The organism is Mycobacterium sp. 94-17, from assembly GCF_035617725.1.
Taxonomy (GTDB): domain Bacteria; phylum Actinomycetota; class Actinomycetes; order Mycobacteriales; family Mycobacteriaceae; genus Mycobacterium.
Genome location: NZ_JAPIYN010000005.1, coordinates 174,822 through 199,342, shown reverse-complemented (window position 1 = coordinate 199,342; position 24,521 = coordinate 174,822). Strand labels below are relative to the sequence as shown.

Here is a 24,521-nt window from a genome sequence, read left to right as displayed (position 1 = left end):
GGGTGCTCAGGGTGTGCTTCGCCAGCCGGCGATGCCGGTCGCGATCATCCGCAGCTGCTTGACGGCGAGCCGGCGGATGTCTTTGGTCGCCTCGGTGCTCTGCGAATCCTCCATGGTCTCCGCGATGACGATCATCGCGTTCACGAACAGGGTCGCCAGCACATTGAGATCCTCGGTGGTCCACTCGTTCAACCCGGGAAATCGCGCCAGGTCGGTGGCCAGTTCGGAGGTGATCAGCCGGATCTCGGTGCGAATGGCGTACCGCAGCACAGACAGCCCGCTATTGCGCTCCCGGCCGATGAGCCGCCAGTGTTCGCGCCTGTCGGCGACGCTGGCGAGCAGGATCTCGACGGACGACTCGATCACCCGGTTGGGGTCGAGCTTGCCGGCACGCGCGTCACGCAGGGTGTCGCGCAGGCTGCGGAACGATTCGTCGATCAGGACCAGGCCGAGGGCCTCCATCGACTCGAAATGCCGGTAGAACGCCGCCGGAACTATCCCGACCTCGCGGGTCACCTCGCGCAGGCTCAGGCTGGAGAAGCTGCGGTCCTGCAACAGCTTGAGCGCCGCGGCGATGATGGCCCGCCGGGTAGCCTCCTTGCGCTCCTCACGCGACTGGCTTTCGCCCGAACGCGCTCGGCCGGAGCCGCGCGTCCGTGAGCTAGGAGTACGGCTGTTCACTATGTGAACCCTACCACAGCCAGGCAGTACACCCTTGACGGCAAGGGGGTTCTCGGCGCACGGTATACAAATGTTCACTCAAACCGCTCAAACTTCTGGCCGAGTCCTCGCGCGGACCCTCCGTCAGCGCGTGTTGGGTTCAGAGCTGTTGGACTTGCTGACCGGCCCGCACGGCGTCGACCGCTACACCGAACTGGTGGCGCCCACCTGGACGCTGGGCGAGGCCCGCGCCAAGGTGACCGACGTGCGCCGGACCACGCCGCGCAGCGTCACGCTGAACCTGACCGCCAACGACGCCTTCCTGGCCGCGCACACGCTGAAAGCCGGCCAGTACGTCAACGTCACCGTCGAGATCGACGGCCGCAGGCACACCCGGTGCTATTCGCCCGCCAACGCCGAAGGAGCGGCCGGCCTCGAGTTGACCGTCGGCCGGCACGAGGGCGGCCTGGTCTCCAACTACCTGTACGAGCATGCCCACCGCGGCATGGTGGTCGGACTGGCCGGCGCCGGGGGCGACTTCACGTTGCCGGCGCGCGGACCGCGGCACCCGCAGCGCATCCTCTTCGTCTCCGGGGGTAGCGGTATCACCCCCGTGCTGTCGATGGCGCGCACCCTGCTCGCCGAGGGCCATCCCGGCGAGATCGCCTTCATTCACTACGCCCCGACGCCCGCCGAGGCGTGCTACCGCGACGAGCTTGCCGCGCTGCCGTCGGTGCGGGTGCTGCACGGCTACACCCGATCCGGGGACGGTGACCTCACCGGACGATTCGGGGCCGAGCACCTGGCCACCGCGATGCCGTCACCCGATGCGGTATTCGTCTGCGGGCCAGCACCTCTGGTCGAGGCCGTCCGATCGCACTGCGGCAACGTCCACACCGAAAGCTTCGTACCGCCTGCCATCGACCTTCCGGCGAATCCGTCGGGCGGACGAGTCACGTTCTCCGACAGCGGCATTGGCGTCACCGACGACGGCCGCTCGCTGCTGGAACAGGCCGAAGCGGCGGGCCTGACGCCGCAGAACGGATGCCGGATGGGCATCTGCCACACCTGCACCCGGCGCAAGACCTCCGGCACCGTGCGCAACCTGACCACCGGCGCAGTCTCGACCGGCGCCGACGAAGACATTCAGATCTGTGTATCCGCTCCCGTCGGCGACGTCGAAATCGCCCTCTAAAAAGGAGAAGTCATGCCTAACAACACAATCACCCTGACCCCCGAGCAGGCCGACGCCTTCGGCCGCGAACTCGACGCCATCAAGGAACGCATCATGGCGGACCTCGGCGCAACAGACGCCGACTACATCCGTCGCGTCATCAAAGCCCAGCGTGCGCTGGAAGTAGGCGGGCGCGCCCTGCTGTACCTGCCCCCCGCGTGGCTGCTGGGCACCGCGATGCTGGGCGTGTCGAAGATCATGGACAACATGGAGATCGGGCACAACATCATGCACGGCCAGTACGACTGGATGCGTGACCCGGCGATCTCCGGCCAGTCCTTCGAATGGGACACCGCATGCCCCGCCGACCAATGGCGGCATTCGCACAACTACATGCACCACACCCACACCAACGTCCTGGGGATGGACCGCGACATCGGCTACGGCATCATCCGGATGAGCGAAGAGCAGAAGTGGAGCCCCTACTTCCTGGGCAACGCGGTCTACGCCTTCCTGCTGATGGTGCTGTTCCAGTACGGCGTCGCGCTGCACGAACTGGAAACCGAAAAGATCCGCTCCGGTGAAATCAGCGTCCGCGACAAAACGGACACCCTCAAGGAAATCTGGAAGAAGACTCGCCGCCAGACCCTGAAGGACTACGTCGCCTTCCCGCTGCTGGCCGGGCCGTTCGCGCCGTTCGTCTTCACCGGCAACATGACTGCGAACCTGATGCGCAACGTGTGGTCCTACATGATCATCTTCTGCGGCCACTTCCCGGACGGCACACAGGAATTCACCGTCGAAGAGACCAAGGACGAGTCGCGCGGTCAGTGGTACTTCCGACAGGTCCTCGGTTCGGCGAACCTGACCGGCGGCAAGCTCTTCCATCTGCTGTCCGGCAACCTGTCGCACCAGATCGAGCACCACCTGTTCCCGGACATGCCGGCGCGCCGGTACTCCGAGATCGCGCCCGAGGTGCAGGAGATCTGCGAGCGTTACGGCATTCCCTACAACAAGGGCCCGCTGCTCAAGCAGTTCGGCACCGTCGTACGCAAGATCGTCAAGCTGAGCTTCCCGGGGTCCCGGAAAGCGACTGAGAGCGAGCCGCTCGACCGGGTGCCTGTCGCCGCGTAAACGGGAGCACAATGGGCGTCGTGCAATGGACCGGCGCCCGCTACGCGGACAACCCGACAGTGGAAGCATCGACATGGATCGACGCCGACCCGGAGCGGGTCTGGAGTTTGGTCTCCGACATCCAACTGATGCCGACGCTCAGCAACGAGCTGCAGCGGGTGGAGTGGACGGACGGGGCCGACCGGCCCCGGGTCGGCGCCCGCTTCGTCGGATACAACGAGCACGACGCGTTCGGCCAATGGAGCACCACCTCGCAGATCATCGAGTGCGACGAGCCGCATGAATTCGCTTGGGCGGTAGGCGACCCCGATGATCCCGCGGCGAAGTGGCGCTTCCGGCTGACTCCCCGCGACGGCGGTACCGCGCTGAGCTTCTGGATGCAGATGGGGCCTGGCCGCTCAGGCTTGTCCGTGGCGATCGACTCGATGCCCGACAAGGAAGAAAAGATTGTCTTCGTGCGGTTGCGTGAATTCGAGACGGCGATCGACAAGACTTTGGCGGCGATCAAGCGGCTGGCCGAACACGGGGTGCGGTGATGCGGACCGCGACGACGGTCGAGCTATCCCAACCCGGGGTGGTCGACTTCGTGGTCGAGGCGGAAAAGCTGGGCCTGGACGTGTGTTGGGTCGCCGAGGCGTGGGGATCGGACGCTCCATCGGCCCTCGGTTACCTCGCGGCCCGCACCGACCGGATGTTGCTCGGCTCTGGCGTGATTCAGGTCGGTACCCGCTCGCCGGTGCTCGTCGCGCAAACCGCGATCACGTTATCCAACCTGTCCGGCGGACGGTTTCTGCTCGGCCTGGGGGCTTCGGGACCTCAGGTGATGGAAGGTCTGCACGGGGTGGCGTTCGCCCGGCCGTTGACCCGCATGCGCGAGACGGTGGAGGTCGTCCGGCAGGTGTTCGAGGGCGGCAAGATCTCATACTCCGGCAAGGACATTCACATTCCACGCCCGGGCGGGGAAGCCAAGCCGATGCGATTGTCCACCCGGCCCGAGCATGCCATTCCCGTGTATCTGGCCACGCTGTCACCGGCAATGCTGCGGTTGACCGGCGAGGTCGCCGACGGCTGGCTGGGCACCAGCTTCGTTCCGGAGGGTGCCGCTGAGGCGTACTTCGCGCACCTCGACGACGGTCTGGCCGCCGCCGGCCGCACGCGCGCCGACATCGACATCTGTCAGGGCGCCGAGGTGGCCTTCGCCGCCGACGACGGCGACCTCGCCAGCATGGTCGCCGGCCGCAAGAAGGAACTCGCCTTCAGCCTCGGCGGCATGGGCTCGTCGAGCACGAACTTCTACAACCAGGCCTACAGCCGGCAGGGCTGGGCCGAGGTCGCCGCCGAGGTCCGCGAGCGCTGGCAGGGCGGCGACCGCGACGGCGCGGCGGCACTGGTGACCGACGAAATGGTGCTGGCCACCACGCTGATCGGCACAGAGGAGATGGTCCGCGCGCGGCTCGCCGTTTGGCGCGGTGCCGGCGTGAACACGGTCCGGCTGTATCCGGCCGGCGACACGCTCGACGCCAAGCTGGAGACTCTGGGCCGTGCGATCGAGCTGATCCGCGGCTAACGCAGGAGCGCGGCGCGCAGCGTCTGACGCATCCAGTTCTGGAACTGATCCAGTGTGTAGCCGCGTCGGCTCACCAGCAGCTCGTAGCACTCCGGGCTGACGATCGCCCACGCCGTGTCGACGGCGTCGCGCCGGGCCATGGCGTTGCGCAGCGCGCCGGTGGGGATGTTTCGTAGCGCCTTATCGATCGTCGTTCGGCGCAGCGACTGCAATTCGTCCCAGTCGGCGGCGATCTCGGGATCCACCGCCGAGGCATCTCGGTAGAGCTTCCACCCGATGGCGGCACGGTCGGCGATTTCGGCGACGAGCGCGGCGAGCTCGTCGACAACCTCCCGGGGTGGCTTGCCCGCGAAACGTTCGACGACGTCACCGGGACCCTGTCCACCACCGCTGAGTCTGGACTCCAGGTAGGCACGCAGCAACGAACGCTTGTTGCCCCACGCCAGGTACAGGGTTTGCACCGTAACGCCGGCGCGCTCGGCGATCCTGCTCACGGTGGCCGCCTGGTAACCACCCGCTTCGAACTCCTCCCCGGCGGCGATCAACAACCTGCGCCGGGTCTCTTGACGGGCCATGGCGCCGGCCTGTTGCTGCCGGCTCACGGTGGCGACGTCTCTTTCGACCATGGACACCAGCCTACCCGATGATTTTGAGTTACGCTCAAGTGCATTAGAGTGACGCTAAAAAGCTCGAACGCGGAGGCAGAAATGGCAGTCAAAGATCGACCCTGGCGTCGGCCCGGCGAATTCGCATACGCCCGCGGCCGGATCAAGGCGGCTCTCCGGCCCCCGGTGACCGTCACACCGGCGCCCGCGGACCTGGTCAAGGATCACGACGTCGCGGTGCCGATGGCCGACGGTGTCCGCCTGCGGGTCAACATCTACCGGCCGGCCGGTGACGGACCATTCCCGGTCATCCTGTCCGCGCACCCCTACAACAAGGACATGCTGCCCAAGAAGACCCGCAACGGCTGGTCGGTCAACGTGCAGTACCGGGTGATGAATCAGCCTGAGCCGCTGAGCTTCTCCAGCGAAACCAATTGGGAGGCGCCCGATCCGGTCTGGTGGACACAGCACGGATACGCCGTGATCAATGCGGACACCCGGGGCGGGGGCAGCTCCGAAGGCGTCGGGTCGCTGTTCTCCGACGAGGAGGCCGACGATATCTACCAGCTGATCGAGTGGGCCGCACGTCAACCCTGGTGCACCGGCAGCGTGGGCATGCTGGGGGTGTCCTACCTCGCCATGTCGCAATACAAGGTTGCCGCGCTGAATCCGCCTAGCCTGAGGGCGATCTGCCCGTGGGAGGGATTCACCGACGCCTACCGGGACTTGATGACACCCGGGGGTATCCCGGAGAATGGCTTCTCGCGAATCTGGCAGACCGTCGCCCAGCGTCAAGCTCGGTTGAGCACCGATTTCGGCAAGCAACGCCCGCAGCACCCGCTGCGCGACGAGTGGTGGTCGTCCATCACACCCGACCTCCCGAAGATCACCGTCCCGATGCTGGTGTGCACAAGCTTCTCCGACGCCAACCTGCACAGCCGCGGATCGATGCGCGCCTTCGAAGCGGCCGGGTCGGAGGACCGCTTTGCCTACACGCATCGCGGTGCGAAGTGGGCAGTCTTCTATGGCGACGACGCGAAACGAGCCCAGCTGGCATTCTTCGATCGCTACCTGCGTGGGCTCGACGTGCCCGAGCCGCCGCGCCTGCGGCTCGAGGTGCGCGAGAACCGGACGGACGTAGTCGCGGTGCGCAGCGAGAACGAGTGGCCGCTCGCCCGCACGCAGTGGCAGGAACTGCACCTCGGCGACGGAGGTGTGTTATCCGAAACAGTTGCCCTCGAAGGCAATGCCACCTTCATCGCCCGGCGCGGCGCGGTGGCGTTTCACCATGTGTTCTCCGAAGACACCGAGATCACCGGACCGATGAGCGTGCAGCTGTGGGTATCGGCGCACGGCGCTCCCGACGCCGATGTCTTTGTCGGAGTGGAGAAATGGAACGGTTCGCGCTACGTCCCCTTCGAAGGCTCGTATGGTTACGGCCGCGACCGTGTTGCGTCGGGCCAGTTGCGGCTCTCGTTGCGCGAACCCGACGCCGCGGCGAGCCGCCCGTATCAACCCGAGCACACGTTCCGCACCCGCGTGCCGTTACAAGACGATGACGTTGTGGCGGTACAGATTCCGCTGTCGGCCTCGGCGACGTTGTTCCGGGCCGGAGAGTCGCTGCGGTTGGTCATCGCCGGTCGCTATCCTCAACCACGGAACCCATGGTTCGGGCACTTCCCGGCGCACTACCGGTCGAGCCGCCGCGGCAAGATCAGCCTCCATTGGGGCGGCGAGCGTCCGTCGCTGCTGCGGATTCCGGTTATCCCCTAGGACACGTTCGACGGCGCGTCGATCGCCTTGACGAGTTGCACCTCAGGGCGAGCCGGCACGCCGTCGGACAGGAACCACCGGAACGCCAGGTTGCCGAGCGGATACCCAAGTGTCGTCAGTGAATTCGGGTGTGCCAGTATCTCGCGGGACAAAACGATCGTCACCGAGCCGTCGCTGTTGAGCGCCGCGCTGTGATTGTTCAGGGAAGAGCGGGCATCCTCGTCGCCGTAGGTCGCCATGAACTGGTTCCACACCACCAGATTCCAGAACCGGCACGACGGCGGGCGATGCGTGATCACCAGCGCCTCGTCGTCGTCGAGCACGAAGCTGCCGTAGGCGTAGCACGCGTCGCGGGCGGACCAGCCGAAGTTGGCGTCGGGCACCTGATAAGGATCGGCGAATTCATTTGCAGCGTGCACAGTTTCGTGGCCGAGCCCGTGCTGGTCGTCGACGCGGTTCCCGACCGGCAGCGGCACGATGGCGCCCATCGTGCGCATCCAGGCCGCAGCCGCCCGCAGGCTGGCCGCTGTTTCGGCGTCGCCATGCCGGATCGGCTCCGGCTCGTCGAGCGCCTCGATGTTCCACGTCACCGGGCGGCCTGTCAGCGGGTGGGCCTGGTAGTCGCGGGTCATCAGCACGGCGGCATCGGCGGTCGGCGGGAACTCGAAGGAGAAGTTGCCGTCGGCGTCGATGTCGAGATCGGTGTCGCGCACGATCGCGACGATCCGGTCCGACCAGGCGCCCGGGGAGGGTTCGTTGTAGGCGGTCACCGAGAAGTACACGCTGTCACCCTTGTTGCCGCTGATGCGGTAGCGACGCTTCGGGTCGACCGGGCAGATGAAGTAGTACGCGTCGGTGTTGTCGCCGCCCCATCGGCGGTCGCGGCGGAATGGCGTGTTGACCGCGACGAATTGCGGGCGGCCGGGTTCGGGGAACAGGTAGGTGTCGAAGGCCACGCCCAGGGTTGACGCCAGCATCCGGTAGCCGTCGGCGATGTGGCGGTCGTCGGAGACCGCCCGGTCGCCCTCGAGGAAGTTGCGGTCGAGGTCGCCAAGGGTGGCCAGCAGCTCTTTCCACGCGGCGGTCGATTCGTGCGTCATGCGCTGATTCCTTTCAGGAGTAACGTGGTGGTGCGGTCGACCCAGGTGTCGTCGAGTTCGTTGGCGCGGGTGAGCAGGCCGATCAGCGTGATGCCCGCAATGGCTTCCGTGAGTTGGGAGGCGAGTTCGGCGGCGGTCACGTTGGCGCGGACCTCGCCGCGGGTCGCGGCCCGTTCCAGCAGTTCGGCGAGCCCGCCGCCGATGATGCCGCCGAACCGCTCCAGCAGCGCCGAATGCAGCGTCGGATCCGCCGCCATCTCGCCGACGAGTCCCGGAAGTGCGGCCCTGGCGGCCGGGGTCGTCAGGAAAACCATTGCGCGGCGCACCATTTCGTGCAGGTCTTCGGGCAGCGATCCGGTATCGGGCAGGTCCGTCGCGGCGCCGATCGGGAACACGGCCTCGTGCACGAGGTGCGCTTTGCTTGGCCAGCGCCGGTAGATCGACGGCTTGCTGGTGCCGGCTCGTTCGGCGATCGCGGAGACCAGCAGCCCGGGATAACCGGTTTCGGCGAGCAGCTCGACCGTGGCGCGCAGCACCGCGCCGTCGATGCGTGGGTCACGGGGTCTGCCAAAATCAACAACCATTACGAAACTCAGAGTAACATAAGTCGCGTGACCCAAGTTCACCTCGATGACCTGGCCGAACCGCGATTCAGCACCGACGCCCGGGCGATCCTCGACATGATGGCCGCGATGGCCCCCCAGTGCCCGCTGGACGCCGACGCGCTGCACACCCAGGCCAGTGCCGATACCGGCCTGAGCGATTTCGGCCCTGCCGACTACCGCGAGCGGTTCGACGTCTACCTCGGCGCGCTGCGCGAGATCGACGGCCTGCACGACGCCGGGGTGGTCAACTTCTATGGGCAACTGCTGCAGATCCTCAAGAATCGGCTGCTGCTGACCGACCTGCTGAGCCGGCACCCCGAGATCAACGATATCGAACTGCGCCCACCGGTGGTCATCGCCGGGCTACCCCGCACCGGAACCACACACCTGCACAACATGCTGGCCGTGCCGCCGACCTTCCGCACCATGCCGTACTGGGAAAGCAACGAGCCGTTCCCGATGCCGAATGAAGTTGGCGTACAACCGGATCCACGGCGCGCCCGGATGGACGTCGCGGTCGGGGTGATCAACATGGTGATGCCGCATTTCGCGCTCATGCACGAGATGACCACCGACCACGTCCACGAAGAAATCCAGCTGCTGGCCAACGACATGTCCACGATGCTGTTCGAGACGCTGGCCGAGGTGCCGCGGTGGCGCGACTACTACCGCGCCCACGATCAGACCCCGCACTACGAATACCTCGCCACCCAGCTCAAGGCGATGCAGTTCCTGCGCGGCGGCCGGCGCTGGTTGCTCAAATCGCCGCAGCATCTCGAGCAGGTGCCCGTCCTGGATCGGGTGTTTCCCGACAGCATCGTGGTGTTCACCCATCGCGACCCCCTGCCGGTGGCGCTGTCGATGATCGCGATGATCACCTACTCCGCCCGCATGCACCGCTCGCCGGTGCCGGTCGAGCAGATCGCGGCATCCTGGATCGACCGGCTCGACCAGATGCTCACCGCGCTGATCCGCGACCGCGACACCATCGGTCCGGACCGCTCCGTCGACATCCGCTTCGACGACTTCATGGCCGACGAAATCGCCGTCGCCCAACGGGTATACGCCCTGGCCGGCGAACCGTACACCGCCGAGGCGGCCACAGCGATCGGCGACTACCTGGCGGGACACCGGCGCGGCAGGTTGGGCAACGTCGAGACGTCGTGCGACATGTTCGGGCTGCGCGAGGACGACCTGCGCGAGCGCTTCGCGCCGTATGTGGAGCGATTTCTGGCCTAAGCCGCCGCCGGACGCTACGTTCTCCAATCATGGTCACTATGCCCACCCTCAATGGTGTGGAACACAGGTATGTCGAGCTGGGAAACGGCGTGACGATCCATGTGGCGGACGCCGGGCCGGCGAACGGGCCGGCAGTGATGCTGGTGCACGGGTTCCCGCAGAACTGGTGGGAGTGGCGCGAGCTGATCGGGCCACTTGCCGCCGACGGCTACCGGGTGCTGTGTCCGGACCTGCGTGGCGCGGGCTGGAGTTCGGCGCCACGCTCGAGCTACACCAAGGACGAGATGGCCGGCGACCTGGCCGGGGTGCTGGACCGGTTGGGTATCGCGACCGTCAAGCTGGTGGCTCACGACTGGGGCGGGCCGGTCGCGTTCATCATGATGTTGCGGCATCCGGCACGGGTAACCGGGTTTTTCGGGGTGAATACCGTTGCGCCGTGGGTTAAACGGGACCTGTCGGCGCTGCGCAATATCTGGCGGTTCTGGTATCAGATCCCGATCGCACTGCCGATCATCGGGCCGCGGGTGATCAGCGATCCCGACTCCCGGTTCCTGCGCCTGCTCGGGTCGTGGGTCGGCGGCGGCTTCACCCTGCCCGAGGATGAAACCCGCGTCTACATCGCGTGCATGCAACAGCCCGGCCACGCGGAGGCCGGCTCGCGGTGGTATCGCAGCTTCCAAACCAAGGAGATGCGCAAATGGATGCGCGGCGAGTACAACGACGCTCGCGTCCACGTCCCGGTCCGCTGGCTGACCGGCACCGAAGATCCGGTGATCACACCGGATCTCACCGACGGATATGCCGATCGCATCGACGATTTCCAGGTCGAACTCGTCGACGGCGTCGGCCATTGGATCGTCGACCAGCGACCGGATCTGGTCCTGGACCGGGTCCGCACCTTCCTCAACGAAAAGTGATGTACGTCAAGGGTTTTCGTCAACGCACTAGTCGACGCCGATAGTGACTTCGGTCGCTTTGATGAACACCGACGCCGGCTGCCCGACTTCGAGTCCGAGGTCGGTCGCGGCGTCCTTGGTGACCGACGACGTGACGACCTGATCGCCGCCGTCGAGCCGCACCTTCACGACGGCCATCACGGCGCCGAGTTCGACCTCGGTGATGGTGCCTCTGAGCTGACTTCGGGTAGAGAGCCGCATCGCAAAATCCTCCATGTCGGGGGTATCTGCGGTGAGCCTAGCCGCGCCGGGACGAGACCGGAATAGCTTGCGACACTTTCGGTTACGCCGATGAATGGGCCTAATGCCGAGGGCCGAGCAGAGCTACGGAAGCATCCACCGCGGGTTCCACGATTTCGCGGACCGGTTTACCGTCTTCGACCGCAAGTGCGGTCAGCTCCCGCAGCCCGCCCAACAGGATCACGGCCAACGGCGCCGTCAACGGCGGAAGTTCGGCGCGCCGGAACCCCGGGCTGGCGCTGAGGTCGATCAGCAGGCTGGTCAACAGTTGCAGCCCGCGGCGCTGGACCGGGCGGGCGGCCGCACCCAGCGAAGGCAATTCGCGGATCCAGCTCAACGTGATCGCCGGCCGCGCCTCGATGTATCCGACGTAGGCCTCGACCGCCTGCCGGATCTGCACATGCCAGTCGGCCTCGGGATCGACCGCGGCGACGATCCCGGCGCCCAGGTTTTCGATATCGACGGCCAGTAACTCGAGGAAACACTCCTCCTTGCCGGCGAAGTGGTCGTAGAAGGTGCGCTTGGACGTGCGTGCGTACCGGACGATGCCCGCGACGGTGCTGGCGCGATAGCCGCGCTCGGTGATCGAGGTGGCGAGGCCGTCGAGCAGGCGCTGGCGGAACGGATCGGGTGGAGCGGGCGCGTCGGCCGCAACCGTGTCGGCGGCCGTCGCAGTGGGTGTCACGCGGGCATCCTCCGGTGGGTGCGGGACCTTGTGAGGTCTGGTACTTCAGAGTACCGTACTCAGAACACGCTGCGGTACATCGCCGTACCACCCCGCTGCCGGGGCAGATGCTGGGAGAGGCCATCGTCATGAGCCAACAAGTCGTCGCCGCGCCGTCCGCGGTCAACCTGCCTCCCGCGGCCCGAATTCCCAAGTTGTTGCAGGGTGTCGGATTCGCGTTGTCGCGGCGCTCGATGATGCGGCGACTGTCGCGCCGCCACGGCAGCGTCTTCGCGCTGCGGCTCCCGATGTGGGGGCCCGTCATCGTGGTCACCGACCCGGAGCTGGCCAAGCAGATCTTCACCACCAGCCCCGACGAGCTCGGCAACATTCAGCCCAATCTCGGCAGATTGTTCGGCTACGGCTCGGTATTCGCGCTCGAGGGCGACGAACACCGCCGCAGGCGGCGTCTGTTGGCGCCGCCGTTTCACGGCAAGAGCATGAAGAACTACGAGAGCATCATCGAAGAAGAGACACTGCGTGAGATCGCCGGCTGGCCGCGGGGCGAGTCTTTCGCGACGCTGCCGCCGATGATGCACATCACGCTGAACGCCATACTGCGCGCGGTCTTCGGGGCCGACGGCGCCGAACTCGACGAGCTGCGCCGCCTCATTCCGCCGTGGGTCACCCTGGGCTCGCGGCTGGCGGCGCTGCCCAAGCCGGAACGGAATTACGGTCGGTTCAGCCCGTGGCACCGCCTCGACACGTGGAGGCGCCAGTACGACACGGTGATCGACACGTTGATCGCCGCCGAGCGGGCGGACCCGAACTTCGCCGAGCGGACCGACGTGCTCGCCCTACTGCTGCGCAGCACCTACGAAGACGGTTCAACCATGTCGTGCAACGACATTGGTGACGAGCTGCTCACCCTGCTGGCCGCGGGCCACGAAACCACCGCGTCCACGCTGGCGTGGGCGTTCGAGCGGATCAGCCGGCACCCCGACGTGCTGGCTGCGCTAGTCGAAGAGGCCGACGGTGAAGGCGGCAACGAGCTGCGCCAGGCGACGATCCTGGAGGTGCAGCGGGCAAGGACGGTGATCGACTTCGCCGGTCGCCACGTCTACCCGGAGAGCTTTCAACTCGGCCAGTGGCGGATTCCGCGCGGCTACTCGATCATCGTCGGCATCGCGCAACTACACGACAACCCCCAGCTGTTCCCCGACCCGGGGCGCTTCGACCCGCAGCGCTTCATCGGAACCAAGCCGTCGGCGCTGTCCTGGGTGCCGTTCGGTGGTGGCACCCGTCGGTGTGTCGGCGCGGCATTCGCCAACATGGAGATGGACGTGGTGCTTCGAACGGTGTTGCGCCACTGCGCTATTGAGACCACAGACGCCCCCGGCGAGCACTGGCACTGCCGCGGGGTCGCGTTCACTCCCAAGGACGGCGGCCGGATTGTGGTGCGCCCGCGCTGAACTCGCCGTGTTCGGCGACCCTGGTTACTGATCGGCCGTGGCGCGGCGCGGCAGCTTCCAGCCGGGGCGAATGTAGTGGCAGGTATACCCGCTGGGATAGTGCTGCAGGTAGTCCTGGTGCTCGGGCTCGGCTTCCCAGAAGTCGCCGGCGGGGCTGACCTCGGTCACCACCTTGCCGGGCCACAGCCCGGAGGCCTCGACGTCGGCGATGGTCTCCACGGCGGTCCGCTTCTGGTCCTCGTCGAGATAGAAGATCGCCGACCGGTAACTCATCCCGCGGTCGTTGCCCTGCCGGTCTTTCGTTGTCGGATCGTGGATCTGGAAGAAGAACTCCAGGATGGTGCGGTAGTCGGTAACCGCCGGGTCGTAGACGATCTCGATGCCTTCGGCGTGCGTGCCGTGGTTGCGATAGGTCGCATTGGGGACGTCACCGCCGGTGTAACCGACGCGGGTCGAGACCACGCCCGGCTGCTTGCGGATCAGCTCCTGCATCCCCCAGAAGCAGCCGCCAGCGAGAATCGCTTTCTGGTTGGGCATCGTTCGTCCTCCATTGCCGGCCAGCACTCGGGCAAGAACAAACCCCAGGCTACACTCCGCCGATGAGCTGCAACGGGGCCGCGAGACCATGACCACGCCGAAATTCTCGCGCAGCGAACTGGCCGCCGCATTCGAGAAATTCGAGGCGACCGTCGATGACGCGGCGCGGTCGCAGGACTGGGACGCCTGGGTCCGGCATTACACCCCCGACGTCGAATACATCGAACACGCGGCGGGCACCATGCACGGCCGCGACGAGGTCCGCGAGTGGATCGGCCGGACGATGGGCAGCTTTCCGGGCAGCCACATGGTGGCGTTCCCGTCGCTGTGGTCGGTGATCGACGAGACAGGCGGGCGCATCATCATGGAACTCGACAACCCGATGAAAGACCCGGGGGACGGCAGCGTCATCACCGCGACCAACATCTCGATCATCACCTACGCCGGTGACGGCCTGTGGCGTCGTCAGGAAGACATCTACAACCCGCTCCGCTTCCTGCGGGCCGCGATGAAGTGGTGCCGCAAGGCGCAAGCGCTGGGGACGCTCGACGACGACGCGGCGCGCTGGATGCGGGAGAACGGCGGCGGTCAAGGGTGAGCGAAGGGGAACGGGTGCCCACGAAACCGAAGCTGGTCATCGGCGCCAACGGCTTTCTGGGTTCGCACGTCACCCGACAGCTCGCCGACGGCGGCGCGCACGTCCGGGCCATGGTGCGGCCGAACGCGAACACACGCGGCATCGACGACCTCGCGCTGACCCGGTTTCACGGCGACGTCTTCGATACCGCGGCGCTGCGCGAGGCGATGGACGGTGTCGACGAGATCTATTACTGCGTCGTCGACACCCGCGCCTGGCTGCGCGACACCTCGCCGCTGTTTCGCACCAACGTCGAAGGGCTGCGCAACGTTCTCGATGTCGCCGTCGGCCAGACCGGCCTGCGCCGGTTCGTCTTCACCAGCACCTACGCCACCGTCGGGCGCCGCCCCGGGCACGTCGCGACCGAGGAGGACATCGTCGGCACCCGCGGTTTGTCGGACTACGTCAAATCCCGGGTTCAGGCCGAAAACCTGGTGATGCGGTATGTGGCCGAGGCCGGGCTGCCCGCGGTGGCGATGTGCGTGTCGACGACTTACGGCGCCGGCGACTGGGGCCGCACCCCGCACGGTGCGTTCATCGCAGGCGCGGTCTTCGGCAAACTGCCCTTCACGATGGAGGGCATCGCGCTCGAGGTCGTCGGTGTCACCGATGCCGCCCGGGCGATGATGCTCGCCGCCGAACGCGGCCGCATCGGCGAGCGGTACCTGATCTCCGAGCGGATGATCGCGCTGAAAGAGGTGGTCCGGATCGCCGCCGACGAGGCCGGTGTGCCTGCGCCGCGGCGGTCCATTTCCGTCCCGACGCTGTATGCGCTTGGCGCGCTGGGCAACCTGCGGGCCCGCCTGACCGGCAAGGACGCCGAACTCAGCCTGGCGTCGGTGCGGATGATGCGTGCCGAAGCGCCCGTCGATCACAGCAAGGCCGAGCGCGACTTGGGTTGGCAGCCACGCCCGGTCGAGGAATCCATCCGCGAGGCGGCCCGGTTCTGGGCCGCACTGAAGAGCGCTCAGGCCGGCCGGAATGAGCCCCGGGACAGCGGGGCCGCGAGAGCCGAATAGGCTTCGATCGCGTGGAACGCCTCCAGCTCGACCTTCACGGACCGCCGCAGACCATGCTCGCGACCTTGTATGCCAAAGCCCTGGACGCGGACTTGCCCAAGCCGATCCTGGGCGATCGCTACGCCAGGGACATCGTCGGGCGCATCGACTACGACTGGTCGAAAACAACTATCACGCCCCGGAATTCGACGTCCGTGACCACCCGCACGGCGCACTTCGACAGCTGGGTTCGTCAATTCCTCGCCGCCCATCCGAGCGCCACCGTTCTGCATGTGGGCTGCGGGCTGGACGGCCGCTACTTCCGGTTGCGGCCGGGCCCGCAAGTCCAGTGGTACGACGTCGACTACCCCGACGTCGCCGGACTGTGCACCCAGCTCTACCCCGCGACGGAAAACCGCCGCGTGATCGCGGCATCGGTGACCGACCCGGCCTGGATCGCCCAGATACCCGACGACCGGCCCACTCTGATGATCGCCGAGGGACTGACCATGTACCTCGACCAGCCGCAGGGCATCGCGATGCTGCGGCGGATCGTCGACCGCTTCGAGTCCGGCGAGCTCCAGTTCGACGCCTTCAACCGGCTGGCGATCAAGACGCAGTGGATCAACGCGGTGGTGCGTCGCTCCGGGTCGAAGCTGGGGTGGGGTGTCGACCGGCCCGCCGATATCCTTGACGCCGTGCCCGGCACCCGTCTGCTGTCCTGGCAGCGGTGGTTCGAATCGGACACCTTCGCGTTGGTGCCGCCGGTGTATCGAGTGCTCGGCAAGACCATGGCGCTGGTGCCCGCCGTGGCGAACATGGCCCAGTATCACCGCTACGCATTCGGCCCGGCCTGATCGGGAAGTGTCGGACGCACGCCGCTGTTGCATCCGTTGTCCGCGTCAAAGGAGGAACGACCATGGCCCACCCGGAAATCAAAGAGCCCAGCGCCGGGCACCCGATCACCATCGAGCCGACCAAAGGGCGGGTGCAGGTGCGCGTTAAGGGCGAACTCGTCGCCGACACCACCGCGGCGCTGGAACTACGCGAAGCCAGTTTGCCTGCGGTGCAATACATTCCGATCGCTGACGTGGTACAGGACCGGCTCACCCGCACAGGTACCAGCACGCACTGCCCCTTCAAGGGCGACGCGAGCTACTACAGCGTGACCACCTCGGCCGGTGACACGGTCGACGATGTGATCTGGACCTACGAGCAGCCGTATCCGGCGGTCGCGTCGATTGCCGGGCACGTGGCGTTCTACCCCGACAAGGCCGACATCAGCGTCTCGGCTCAGTAGGGGATCCACCCGGGAAGCGCGGTCGCGACCGCGCGGGTGTCGCTGTAGAGGCGCATCGAGACGATCAGCCCGTCGCGGGTGTCGAAGATGCACACGAACGGGCTGTCGTACTGCGCGCCGGCGCGGGTGGTGCCGGTGGCGTGCGCCTCGACAACCACGGTGTCGCCCTCGTTGACGCAGCGGACCAGATCGATGGTCAGCTCCAGCTCTTGCTTGCGTCGCTCGATCGCCCGGCGGAACACGTGCTTGTCGCAGGGGGTCCGCGTGTAGAGCGTCCAATAGGTGAAGTCGTCGCTGAGCAGGCCAAAGCCCTCGTCCAGATCGCCGCCGTCGCTCGTGCTCTGCAGGAACATCCAGGCCAGTTCGCCCTGCGGGTCATCGAACGGCGTCATCACAACGCAATATTGACTGGGACGCAGTTCACGGTCAATGAGAGCGATCGGAGAGTCATCGGGTGGAGTGCACGCGCACGGTCGTGTTCCCCGGAGCCGTCAGCTTCGGCCACACCCTGGCGCCCCTCCGCCGCGGCCTCGGGGATCCGTGCTTCCGGACTCCCGGCGACGGCTCCGTCTGGCGCACCAGCCTGCTGCCCAGCGGGCCGGTCACCGCCAGGATCAGCCGCGCCGCGGCCAATGCCGCACACTGCGTGGCGTGGGGCGCCGGCGCGCAGGAGTTCGTCGACACGTTGCCCGCCCTGCTGGGTCTCGAGGACGACGACTCGGACTTCGTCCCGCGGCATCCGACGGTTGTGGCCGCCTACCAACGGGTTCCGCACCTGCGCCTGGGCCGCACCGGGCTGGTGCTCGAGGCCCTGATCCCGGCGATCATCGAGCAGCGGGTGCCCGGCGCCGACGCGTTTCGCGCCTGGCGGTTGCTGGTGTCGAAGTACGGGTCGCCGGCACCGGGGCCGGCGCCGGACGGGATGCGGGTCTTGCCGTCGGCGCAGGCATGGCGCCACATCCCGTCGTGGGAGTTTCATCGCGCCAACGTCGACCCGAGGCGGGCGCAGACCGTGGTGACCTGCGCGCGGCGGGCCGCTTCCGTTCAGCGGCTGGTGTCACAATCGCCGGCGCAGGCGCGCGAGGCGCTGATGTCGCTGCCGGGCGTGGGGGAATGGACCGCCGCCGAGACGGCGCAACGCGCCTTCGGCGACGCCGACGCACTGTCGGTGGGCGATTACCACATCCCCAAAATGATCGGCTGGACTCTGCTGGGCCGGCCCGTCGACGACGCGGGCATGCTCGAGGTGCTCGAGCCGATGCGACCCCACCGCCAGCGGGTGGTCCGGCTGCTCGAAGCCAGCGGGCTGGCCTACGAGCCCCGCCGCGGGCCGCGGCTGCCGGTGCAGCAAATCCACTCGCTGTGATCGTCACGTTTTTCAGCTCGGCCATCGGGTATCCAACCGCGTAACGAGCTCTGTGTGAAAGCGATGGGAAGGAAGCCAGGAAACAAGCGATGACTCAGTTCACCATTCCGGGATTGACCGACAAGCAGGCAGCGCGGCTCACCGAACTGCTCCAAAAGCAACTGAGCACCTACAACGATCTGCATCTGACGCTGAAGCATATTCACTGGAATGTGGTCGGCCCGAACTTCATCGGCGTGCACGAGATGATCGACCCGCAAGTCGACGCGGTTCGCGGGTTCGCCGACGACATCGCCGAACGTATTGCGGCCCTTGGTGCTTCGCCGCAGGGGACGCCCGGCGCCATCATCAAGGACCGTTCGTGGGACGACTACTCGGTCGGCCGCGACACGGTGCAGGCGCATCTGGCCGCGCTCGACCTCGTCTATACCGGCGTCATCGAGGACATCCGCCAATACATCGACGAGACAGACGAACTCGACCAGGTGACCCAGGACCTGCTGATCGGCCAGGCGGGGCCGTTGGAAAAGTTCCAGTGGTTCGTCCGGGCGCATCTGGAGAGCGCCGGTGGCAAGCTGGCGCACCAGGGCAAGAGCACTGAGAAGGCCGCCGCCCGCAGCGCGCGTGGCAAATCCTGACGCCGCGCCTCACCGAGACGACTGCGACTCGGAACCTCGAAAACCGTTGCCGGGCGCCAGCACATTGATCCGGTCGCCTGCCGCAAGTCGGACGCCCGGATGGGCGTCGACCAGTCGCCGCTGGTGCACGACCGATACCGGGAGGTGACCCGTCGGCCAGTCCAGGTCGTCGAGGTTGCGGCCGACCGCGGCCGAGTCCGACTCCAGCGTGTGCTCGATGATGCAGTATCCGGTGAGCTGGCTGTGCGGATCGTGTTCGGTGTCGGGAGTTCGGGATTGGGCCGATTCGGCGGGCGGACCGCCGGCGGAGACGTCCGGCTGGGCGTCGGTGAGGTAGGTGCCGACGGCGCGCAGCACGTTCTGGTTGGTCAGCCAGCCCTGCACCTGCTTGGCGTCGGTGTCGATCACCGGCAGGCCGTCTCGGCCGTAGAGGATCAGTTGCCGCAGGGCTTGGGCCAGGCTGTCGTTGGCGAACAGCGCCTGCGGGTGCCGAATCCGGGTCACGGGTCCGAGCAGGGCCGTGCGGTCGTCGGCTGCGCCGTCGACCGGGCGACTCATGTTGACCGGGGCCGCGAACGGATGCATGGCGTCGGCGACCGTGAGGTCGGCAAATCCGTGCATCGGGGTGGGCCGGTCGATGTCGATGCCCCGGCGTAGCAGCTTGGCCGTGTAGATGGTGCCGTAGGAGAGCGCCCGGGACACCGTGGTGCCGACGGCGACGGCCAGCATGACGGGCAGGGTCAGGCTGAAGTCGCCGGTCATCTCGACCGTGCTGGCCAACGCCGTGAGCGGCGCCCGGGCGGCCGAGGCGAACACCGCCCCCATGCCGACGATGGCATACAACGCCGGATGCCCGACCGCCGTGCCGATGAGGTGTTGCATGGCCAGGCCGAAGGCCATCCCCGACGTGGCTCCCACGAACAGCGACGGCGCGAACACGCCGCCCGAGCCGCCGATGCCGATGCTCAAGGCGCAGGCCAGCATCTTGCCCGCGGCAAGGATCACCAGGAACCACAGCGCGTAGTGGCCGGCGAAGGCGGCGTACATGACGGGATAGCCGACCCCGTACAGCTGGGGCACGGCGAGCAGCAACAGGCCGAGCACGATTCCGCCGACGGCCGGCCGCGCCCAGTCCGGCCGGCCTCCCCACAACCGGTCGCACAGATCCTCGGTCTTGTAGAGGACGTTCTTGAAGGCGATCCCGACCACCCCGGCGATCGCGGCGAGAAGCGCCACCAACAGATAGTTGGCGATGTGATCGAGTTCGATGCCCTGCGGAAGCTGGGTGAGGAAGGGATCGGAGCCGAAGAACACCCGGGCGATCACGTCGGCAACCATCGCCGACAGCATGATGGTGAAGATACCTTCGACGGACAGTTCGCGCAGGATCAGCTCGACGGCGAAAAACACCCCGGTGATCGGAGCGTTGAACGTTGCCGAGATGCCGCCGGCCGCCCCGCAGGCCACCAGCAGCCGCAGCCGGTTCTCCGGCATCCGCACCCATTGACCCAGGCCTGAGGCCAGCGCCGCGCCGATCTGCACGATCGGCCCCTCCCGACCGACCGAGCCGCCGGTGCCGATGCAGATCGCCGACGCCAGCGCCTTCACGACCGTCACCTGGGGCCGGATCCGGCCGCCGTTCTCCGCGACCGCGATCATCACTTCGGGCACGCCGTGGCCGCGTGCCTCGCGCGCGAACCGGCTGATCAGCGGCCCGTAAAGCAGCCCACCGATGACGGGTATGACGACATAGAATCCGACGCCCAGCCAACGCAGGTGATCGCTGGCCACCCAGCCCTGCTGGCCGAACTCGTCGTGTCCGGTTGCCAGCCAGGTGAAGCCGAAGACCAGGTATCGGAACGCAGCGGCGCCCAGCCCGGCGCCGATCCCCACCGTGATTGCCAGGAAAAACAACCCGAGGCGGTTCCCGCGCGTCCAGCTGGCGGCCCGTCCGAGGGCGTCGGACAACCCGCTGCGCCGAGCCGGATCGGCCACCAGCGCGTTCTGTTCCATCCCCGTCACCCCTCTCGAGCGGCCTTCCCGCGTCCTCGTCCGTCGTCATTTCGCGGCCGCGCCGAACATTTACCTCAGCAAATATTGCCCTATCAAAGGATGGCCCGCGCGGCGGGCCGTGACAGTCAGGCCGGCCGGACGCGTCTGTGGAGTGTCGGGGAATAAGTGGACTACAGTCCGGTTATATCGGACATCCGCGCTATGAGGAGGCGAAATGCCCGCAGTCACGGCTAACACGCTGGTGTTGCCACGAGTCAACGGTCCCGGCCCCGCCGACACCGAGCGGCCGGTCCGATCCATCACCACCGGCCCTCGCGGTTATGAGGGCGAGGGTTTTCCGGTCGTGCGCGCTTTCGCGGGGGTCAGCACGGGCGCGCTCGACCCCTTCGTGCACATGGACCAGATGGGCGAGGTCGACTACTCCCCCGGGGAGCCGCGGGGCACCGACTGGCACCCGCACCGCGGCTTCGAGACCGTGACCTACATGCTCGACGGGAAGTTCGCGCACCAGGACTCCCACGGCGGCGGCGGCCTGATCGCCGACGGCGCGACGCAGTGGATGACGGCCGGCTCGGGCATCCTGCACATCGAGACGCCCCCGGCCGAGCTGGTCGAGAGCGGCGGCCTCTTCCACGGCGTCCAGCTCTGGGTGAACCTGCCGAAGAAAGACAAGTTCGCACCCCCGCGGTATCAGTCCATCGAAGGCGGCGACGCCGCCTTGGCGGCGTCGCAGGACGGCGGAGCGCTGATCCGCATCATCGCCGGCGAGATCGGCGGCCACCGCGGCCCCGGTGTCACCCACACGCCGATCACCCTGGCGCACGCGACGATCGAGAACGGCGCCCGGCTCAACATTCCATGGCGACGCGACTTCAACGCGCTGGTCTATGTGCTGTCCGGCAGCGGTTACGTCGGCCCGGTCGCCCATCCGATCCACCAGGGACAGCTCGCGGTGCTGGGGCCGGGCGACCGGATCACCGTGGGAGCGCGGCAGATCCCGGATTCGGGCCGGACGCCCGTTCGCGCGGCCATCGATGTGCTGATCCTGGGTGGGCGGCCGATTAGGGAGCCCGTATTCCACTACGGCCCTTTCGTGATGAACACCCGCGCGGAATTGATCGAGGCACTCGAGGACTATCAAGCCGGAAAATTTGGCAGCATTCCGCCGAATGCGCTTATGCCGCACCGGGGCGATGGCACACTTTAGCGATGCAGCCAAGGGGGAATCGCCGGCCCGGGCGTCCCCCTGCCGCGAAGGCGGATGAGACGCGGCAGCGAATCATCCAAGCTGCCCGTTTGGTATTCAGCGAACGCGGCTACGACGGCGCGACGTTCCAGGCGATCGCGGCCCGCGCGGACCTGACCCGGCCCGCGATCAACCATTATTTCTCGAGCAAACGGGCGCTGTATCGCCAAGTTATGGACGACACAAACGAATTCGTGATTGGGGCGGGTATCAAACAAGCCGAACGCGAGACGACCCTGGCGGCTCAGTTGACGGCATTCATCTCCGAAGCGACGCGGGCCAATTCGAAGAATCCCGCCGGATCCGCGTTTCTCATCAGCGGCGTGCTCGAATCGCAACGGCACCCGGATCTGACCGGAACAGACAACGAATCCGTGCGGATGAGCCGGGAATTTCTGCTGCGGGTCATCAAGGCGGCGATCGAGCGCGGCGAGATCGTCGCTGACGTCGACGCGACGGTGTTGGCGGAGGCGCTGCTGGTTCTCGTGTGCGGGGTGGGGGTGTATGCGGGCTACGTCGAGAGCCCGGAGAATCTGCTGGCGCTCACGGGAGTGATGCGCGGGCTACTGGAAGGCGCGTTCCAGCGGCAAGGTGCGTAGCCACAGGTTGTGCGCAGTGAAGTTGCCCACAAAGCGTATAGGCTAACTAACTTATTCCGGTAGTATGGCCGGGATATGACTGATCTGGATGCCTCGCCGCCGCCCTCCGTACGCTCTGACGGCGACAGCTGGAACATCACCGAACTCGTCGGCGCGACCGCGCTGGGCGTCGCCGCGTCGCGCGCGGCGGAAACCGCCGGACCCGATCCGCTGATCCGCGACGAGTTCGCGCGGCTGCTGGTGTCCTCCGCCGGCCCCGCCTGGGCGCGGCTGGCCGACCCGCAACTCGCCTGGCTCGACGGTGATGAGCACGGGCAGCGCTCCCACCGGTGCGGCATCGACTACCAGGCGGTGCGCACCCACTTCTTCGACGAGTACTTCGACAACGCCGTCGGCGCCGGGATCCAGCAGGTGGTAATCCTGGCCGCCGGGCTCGACTCCCGGGCATTCCGGCTGGACTGGCCGGCCGGCACCACCGTCTACGAGATCGACCAGCCCCAGGTGCTGGAGTACAAGACCGGCATCCTGCGGCAGCACGGCGCCGTGCCGTCCGCCATCCGGCATCCGGTGCCGGTGGACCTGCGCGACGATTGGCCCGCCGCCCTGAGCGCCGCGGGGTTCGACCGCGCCCGGCCCACCGCCTGGCTGGCCGAGGGGCTGCTGCCATACCTGCCCAGCGACGCGCAAGACCGGCTCTTCGAGATGGTCACCGACCACAGCGCCCCGGACAGCCGGATCGCGATCGAGATGTTCGGCCTGAACTCCCGGAGCAACTCGCAGCGCTGGCTGCGGATGCGCGACAGGCTCGGTTTGGACGTCAATGTCCAGGCGCTGACCTACCACGAGCCCGATCGTTCCGACGCCGCCGCCTGGCTGGCCGGCCACGGCTGGGACGTGCACAGCGTGAGCAACCGCGACGAGATGGCCCGGCTGGGCCGTCCGGTACCCGACGACCTGAGCGACGAGGCGGTCCGCAGCACCCTGCTGCGGGCGCGTCTCGGCACGCCCACCGCCTGACCACGGATCGACCCGAGGAGCACCCGCCATGAGTTCACTGCGCACCCACGACGACAGCTGGGACATCAAGAGCAGCGTCGGCACGACGGCGGTGATGGTGGCCGCGGCGCGCGCCGTCGAGACCGAACGTCCCGACGCACTCATCCGCGACCCCTACGCCAAGCTCCTGGTCACCAACTCCGGTGCGGGCGTGCTGTGGGAGGCCATGCTCGACCCGGAGATCGCGGCCAAGGTCGAGGCGCTGGACGAAGAGTCCGCGGCGCACCTGCACCACATGCGCGGTTACCAGGCGGTGCGGACGCACTTCTTCGACACCTTCTTCGCCGACGCCGTCGCCGCCGGGATCCGCCAGATCGTGATCCTGGCGTCGGGGCTGGACTCGCGGGCGTACCGGTTGGACTGGCCGGCCGGCACCACGGTCTACGAGCTCGACCAGCCCGAGGTGCTGGCCTACAAGTCGACCACGCTGGCCGAAAATGGGGTGACGCCCTCGGCCGATCGCCGCGAAGTCGCCATCGACCTGCGGCAGGACTGGCCCGCCGCGCTGCGCGCTGCGGGTTTCGATTCCACCCAGCGCACCGCGTGGCTGGCCGAGGGCCTGCTGATGTATCTGCCGGCCGAGGCCCAGGACCGGTTGTTCACCCTGGTCGGCGAGCTGAGCCCGGCCGGAAGCCGCGTCTCGGCGGAAACCGCACCCAATCACGCGGACGAGCGGCGCCAGCAGATGCGTGAACGGTTCAAGAAGGTGGCCGACGAGATCGGCATGGAGCAGACCCTCGACGTCGGGGAGCTGATGTACCGCGACGAGCACCGCGCCGACGTCACCGAATGGCTCAACGAGCACGGCTGGCGCGCGACGGCCGAGCACTCGACGGCCGCGATGCGCCGGCAGGGCCGCTGGATCGAGAACGTCACGCTGGCCGACGACAAGGACGCATTCTCCGACTTCGTGGTCGCCGAGCGCGTGTAAGGGCGCCCATC

Annotated in this window: 27 protein-coding genes; 18 read left to right on the top strand and 9 right to left on the bottom strand. The window is 67.2% G+C overall.

All coding sequences use genetic code 11. From position 1 onward, the window contains the following. Positions 1-6: 6 nt before the first annotated feature. Positions 7-681 carry a TetR family transcriptional regulator gene (locus OQ789_RS08645; protein ID WP_324684959.1) on the bottom strand — a complete coding sequence of 225 codons (675 nt, stop codon included), beginning with the start codon at positions 679-681 and terminating at the stop codon, positions 7-9. 70 nt (positions 682-751) lie between these two features. On the opposite strand from OQ789_RS08645, the gene OQ789_RS08640 reads away from it, so the two are divergent. From OQ789_RS08640 to OQ789_RS08625, 4 genes are read left to right on the top strand one after another with little or no spacing between them, the layout of a single operon-like run. Continuing rightward, the gene (locus OQ789_RS08640) at positions 752-1,855 is read left to right on the top strand and encodes an iron-sulfur cluster-binding domain-containing protein (RefSeq protein ID WP_324684957.1); all 1,104 of its coding nucleotides are present in this window, start codon (positions 752-754) and stop codon (positions 1,853-1,855) included. 12 nt (positions 1,856-1,867) lie between these two features. Beyond that, complete coding sequence (locus OQ789_RS08635) at positions 1,868-2,968, top strand: acyl-CoA desaturase (protein ID WP_324684955.1); 1,101 nt, start codon at positions 1,868-1,870, stop codon at positions 2,966-2,968. An 11-nt stretch (positions 2,969-2,979) separates the two neighbouring features. After that, positions 2,980-3,504 carry an SRPBCC family protein gene (locus OQ789_RS08630; protein ID WP_324684953.1) on the top strand — a complete coding sequence of 175 codons (525 nt, stop codon included), beginning with the start codon at positions 2,980-2,982 and terminating at the stop codon, positions 3,502-3,504. After that, positions 3,504-4,535 (top strand): LLM class flavin-dependent oxidoreductase, encoded by a 1,032-nt coding sequence (locus OQ789_RS08625; RefSeq protein ID WP_324684951.1) that lies wholly within the window; start codon positions 3,504-3,506, stop codon positions 4,533-4,535. The genes OQ789_RS08630 and OQ789_RS08625 overlap by 1 nt, the downstream gene beginning before the upstream one ends. On the opposite strand, the gene OQ789_RS08620 is transcribed toward OQ789_RS08625, so the two are convergent. Further along, positions 4,532-5,161, bottom strand: coding sequence for a helix-turn-helix domain-containing protein (locus OQ789_RS08620; RefSeq protein WP_324684949.1), 630 nt, complete (start codon positions 5,159-5,161; stop codon positions 4,532-4,534). The genes OQ789_RS08625 and OQ789_RS08620 overlap by 4 nt on opposite strands. An 81-nt stretch (positions 5,162-5,242) precedes the next feature. On the opposite strand from OQ789_RS08620, the gene OQ789_RS08615 reads away from it, so the two are divergent. Then, positions 5,243-6,913, top strand: a complete 1,671-nt coding sequence (locus tag OQ789_RS08615) for a CocE/NonD family hydrolase (RefSeq protein WP_324684948.1) — start codon at positions 5,243-5,245, stop codon at positions 6,911-6,913. Here the strand turns inward: OQ789_RS08615 and OQ789_RS08610 are convergent. Together OQ789_RS08610 and OQ789_RS08605 are read right to left on the bottom strand one after the other, a co-directional pair. After that, entirely contained in the window at positions 6,910-8,013 is a 1,104-nt protein-coding gene (locus OQ789_RS08610) for a DUF1214 domain-containing protein (protein ID WP_324684947.1), read from the bottom strand. The genes OQ789_RS08615 and OQ789_RS08610 overlap by 4 nt on opposite strands. Continuing rightward, entirely contained in the window at positions 8,010-8,597 is a 588-nt protein-coding gene (locus OQ789_RS08605; RefSeq protein WP_324684945.1) for a TetR/AcrR family transcriptional regulator, read from the bottom strand. Before OQ789_RS08605 ends, OQ789_RS08610 begins: the two co-directional genes overlap by 4 nt. Before the next feature lie 96 nt (positions 8,598-8,693). On the opposite strand from OQ789_RS08605, the gene OQ789_RS08600 reads away from it, so the two are divergent. Both OQ789_RS08600 and OQ789_RS08595 read left to right on the top strand, forming a co-directional pair. Beyond that, positions 8,694-9,857: a sulfotransferase gene (locus OQ789_RS08600; RefSeq protein WP_324685083.1), complete on the top strand. Its 1,164-nt coding sequence runs from the start codon at positions 8,694-8,696 to the stop codon at positions 9,855-9,857. 29 nt (positions 9,858-9,886) lie between these two features. Then, positions 9,887-10,774, top strand: coding sequence for an alpha/beta hydrolase (locus OQ789_RS08595; RefSeq protein ID WP_324684943.1), 888 nt, complete (start codon positions 9,887-9,889; stop codon positions 10,772-10,774). A 27-nt stretch (positions 10,775-10,801) separates the two neighbouring features. Here OQ789_RS08595 and OQ789_RS08590 read toward each other — a convergent pair whose 3' ends face one another. Together OQ789_RS08590 and OQ789_RS08585 are read right to left on the bottom strand one after the other, a co-directional pair. Next, positions 10,802-11,014, bottom strand: a complete 213-nt coding sequence (locus OQ789_RS08590; RefSeq protein ID WP_324684942.1) for a TOBE domain-containing protein — start codon at positions 11,012-11,014, stop codon at positions 10,802-10,804. A 100-nt stretch (positions 11,015-11,114) separates the two neighbouring features. Further along, positions 11,115-11,738: a TetR/AcrR family transcriptional regulator gene (locus tag OQ789_RS08585; RefSeq protein ID WP_324684941.1), complete on the bottom strand. Its 624-nt coding sequence runs from the start codon at positions 11,736-11,738 to the stop codon at positions 11,115-11,117. Positions 11,739-11,866: 128 nt separating this feature from the next. On the opposite strand from OQ789_RS08585, the gene OQ789_RS08580 reads away from it, so the two are divergent. Then, on the top strand, positions 11,867-13,189 hold the full coding sequence (locus OQ789_RS08580) for a cytochrome P450 (RefSeq protein ID WP_324684939.1): 1,323 nt from the start codon (positions 11,867-11,869) through the stop codon (positions 13,187-13,189). A gap of 24 nt (positions 13,190-13,213) precedes the next feature. On the opposite strand, the gene msrA is transcribed toward OQ789_RS08580, so the two are convergent. Next, on the bottom strand, positions 13,214-13,726 hold the full coding sequence (gene msrA / locus OQ789_RS08575) for a peptide-methionine (S)-S-oxide reductase MsrA (RefSeq protein WP_420716067.1): 513 nt from the start codon (positions 13,724-13,726) through the stop codon (positions 13,214-13,216). Between the two features lie 88 nt (positions 13,727-13,814). Here msrA and OQ789_RS08570 point away from each other — a divergent pair, with 88 nt between their 5' ends. From OQ789_RS08570 to OQ789_RS08555, 4 genes are all read left to right on the top strand, one after another. Then, positions 13,815-14,324, top strand: a complete 510-nt coding sequence (locus OQ789_RS08570) for a nuclear transport factor 2 family protein (protein ID WP_324684937.1) — start codon at positions 13,815-13,817, stop codon at positions 14,322-14,324. A gap of 14 nt (positions 14,325-14,338) precedes the next feature. After that, complete coding sequence (locus OQ789_RS08565; protein ID WP_324684935.1) at positions 14,339-15,382, top strand: NAD-dependent epimerase/dehydratase family protein; 1,044 nt, start codon at positions 14,339-14,341, stop codon at positions 15,380-15,382. Positions 15,383-15,435: 53 nt separating this feature from the next. After that, entirely contained in the window at positions 15,436-16,218 is a 783-nt protein-coding gene (locus OQ789_RS08560; protein WP_324685081.1) for a class I SAM-dependent methyltransferase, read from the top strand. A gap of 62 nt (positions 16,219-16,280) precedes the next feature. Further along, complete coding sequence (locus OQ789_RS08555) at positions 16,281-16,661, top strand: DUF427 domain-containing protein (RefSeq protein WP_324684933.1); 381 nt, start codon at positions 16,281-16,283, stop codon at positions 16,659-16,661. Here OQ789_RS08555 and OQ789_RS08550 read toward each other — a convergent pair. Further along, positions 16,655-17,053 carry a nuclear transport factor 2 family protein gene (locus OQ789_RS08550; RefSeq protein WP_324684931.1) on the bottom strand — a complete coding sequence of 133 codons (399 nt, stop codon included), beginning with the start codon at positions 17,051-17,053 and terminating at the stop codon, positions 16,655-16,657. The genes OQ789_RS08555 and OQ789_RS08550 overlap by 7 nt on opposite strands. 62 nt (positions 17,054-17,115) lie before the next feature. Between OQ789_RS08550 and OQ789_RS08545 the strand changes: the two genes are divergently transcribed. Beyond that, positions 17,116-18,027, top strand: coding sequence for a DNA-3-methyladenine glycosylase 2 family protein (locus OQ789_RS08545; RefSeq protein ID WP_324684929.1), 912 nt, complete (start codon positions 17,116-17,118; stop codon positions 18,025-18,027). Positions 18,028-18,116: 89 nt separating this feature from the next. After that, on the top strand, positions 18,117-18,665 hold the full coding sequence (locus OQ789_RS08540) for a DNA starvation/stationary phase protection protein (protein ID WP_324684926.1): 549 nt from the start codon (positions 18,117-18,119) through the stop codon (positions 18,663-18,665). A gap of 9 nt (positions 18,666-18,674) precedes the next feature. On the opposite strand, the gene OQ789_RS08535 is transcribed toward OQ789_RS08540, so the two are convergent. Beyond that, positions 18,675-20,678, bottom strand: a complete 2,004-nt coding sequence (locus tag OQ789_RS08535; RefSeq protein WP_324684925.1) for a chloride channel protein — start codon at positions 20,676-20,678, stop codon at positions 18,675-18,677. Between the two features lie 214 nt (positions 20,679-20,892). On the opposite strand from OQ789_RS08535, the gene OQ789_RS08530 reads away from it, so the two are divergent. The 4 genes from OQ789_RS08530 (at position 20,893) to OQ789_RS08515 (ending at position 24,510) form a co-directional block, all read left to right on the top strand. After that, a complete protein-coding gene (locus OQ789_RS08530) occupies positions 20,893-21,885 on the top strand; it encodes a pirin family protein (RefSeq protein WP_324684924.1) in 993 nt (330 codons plus the stop codon). 2 nt (positions 21,886-21,887) lie between these two features. Further along, entirely contained in the window at positions 21,888-22,523 is a 636-nt protein-coding gene (locus OQ789_RS08525; protein ID WP_324684922.1) for a TetR/AcrR family transcriptional regulator, read from the top strand. A 75-nt stretch (positions 22,524-22,598) separates the two neighbouring features. Next, on the top strand, positions 22,599-23,540 hold the full coding sequence (locus tag OQ789_RS08520; protein WP_324684920.1) for a class I SAM-dependent methyltransferase: 942 nt from the start codon (positions 22,599-22,601) through the stop codon (positions 23,538-23,540). Between the two features lie 28 nt (positions 23,541-23,568). After that, positions 23,569-24,510 carry a class I SAM-dependent methyltransferase gene (locus tag OQ789_RS08515; protein WP_324684919.1) on the top strand — a complete coding sequence of 314 codons (942 nt, stop codon included), beginning with the start codon at positions 23,569-23,571 and terminating at the stop codon, positions 24,508-24,510. Positions 24,511-24,521: the final 11 nt, after the last annotated feature.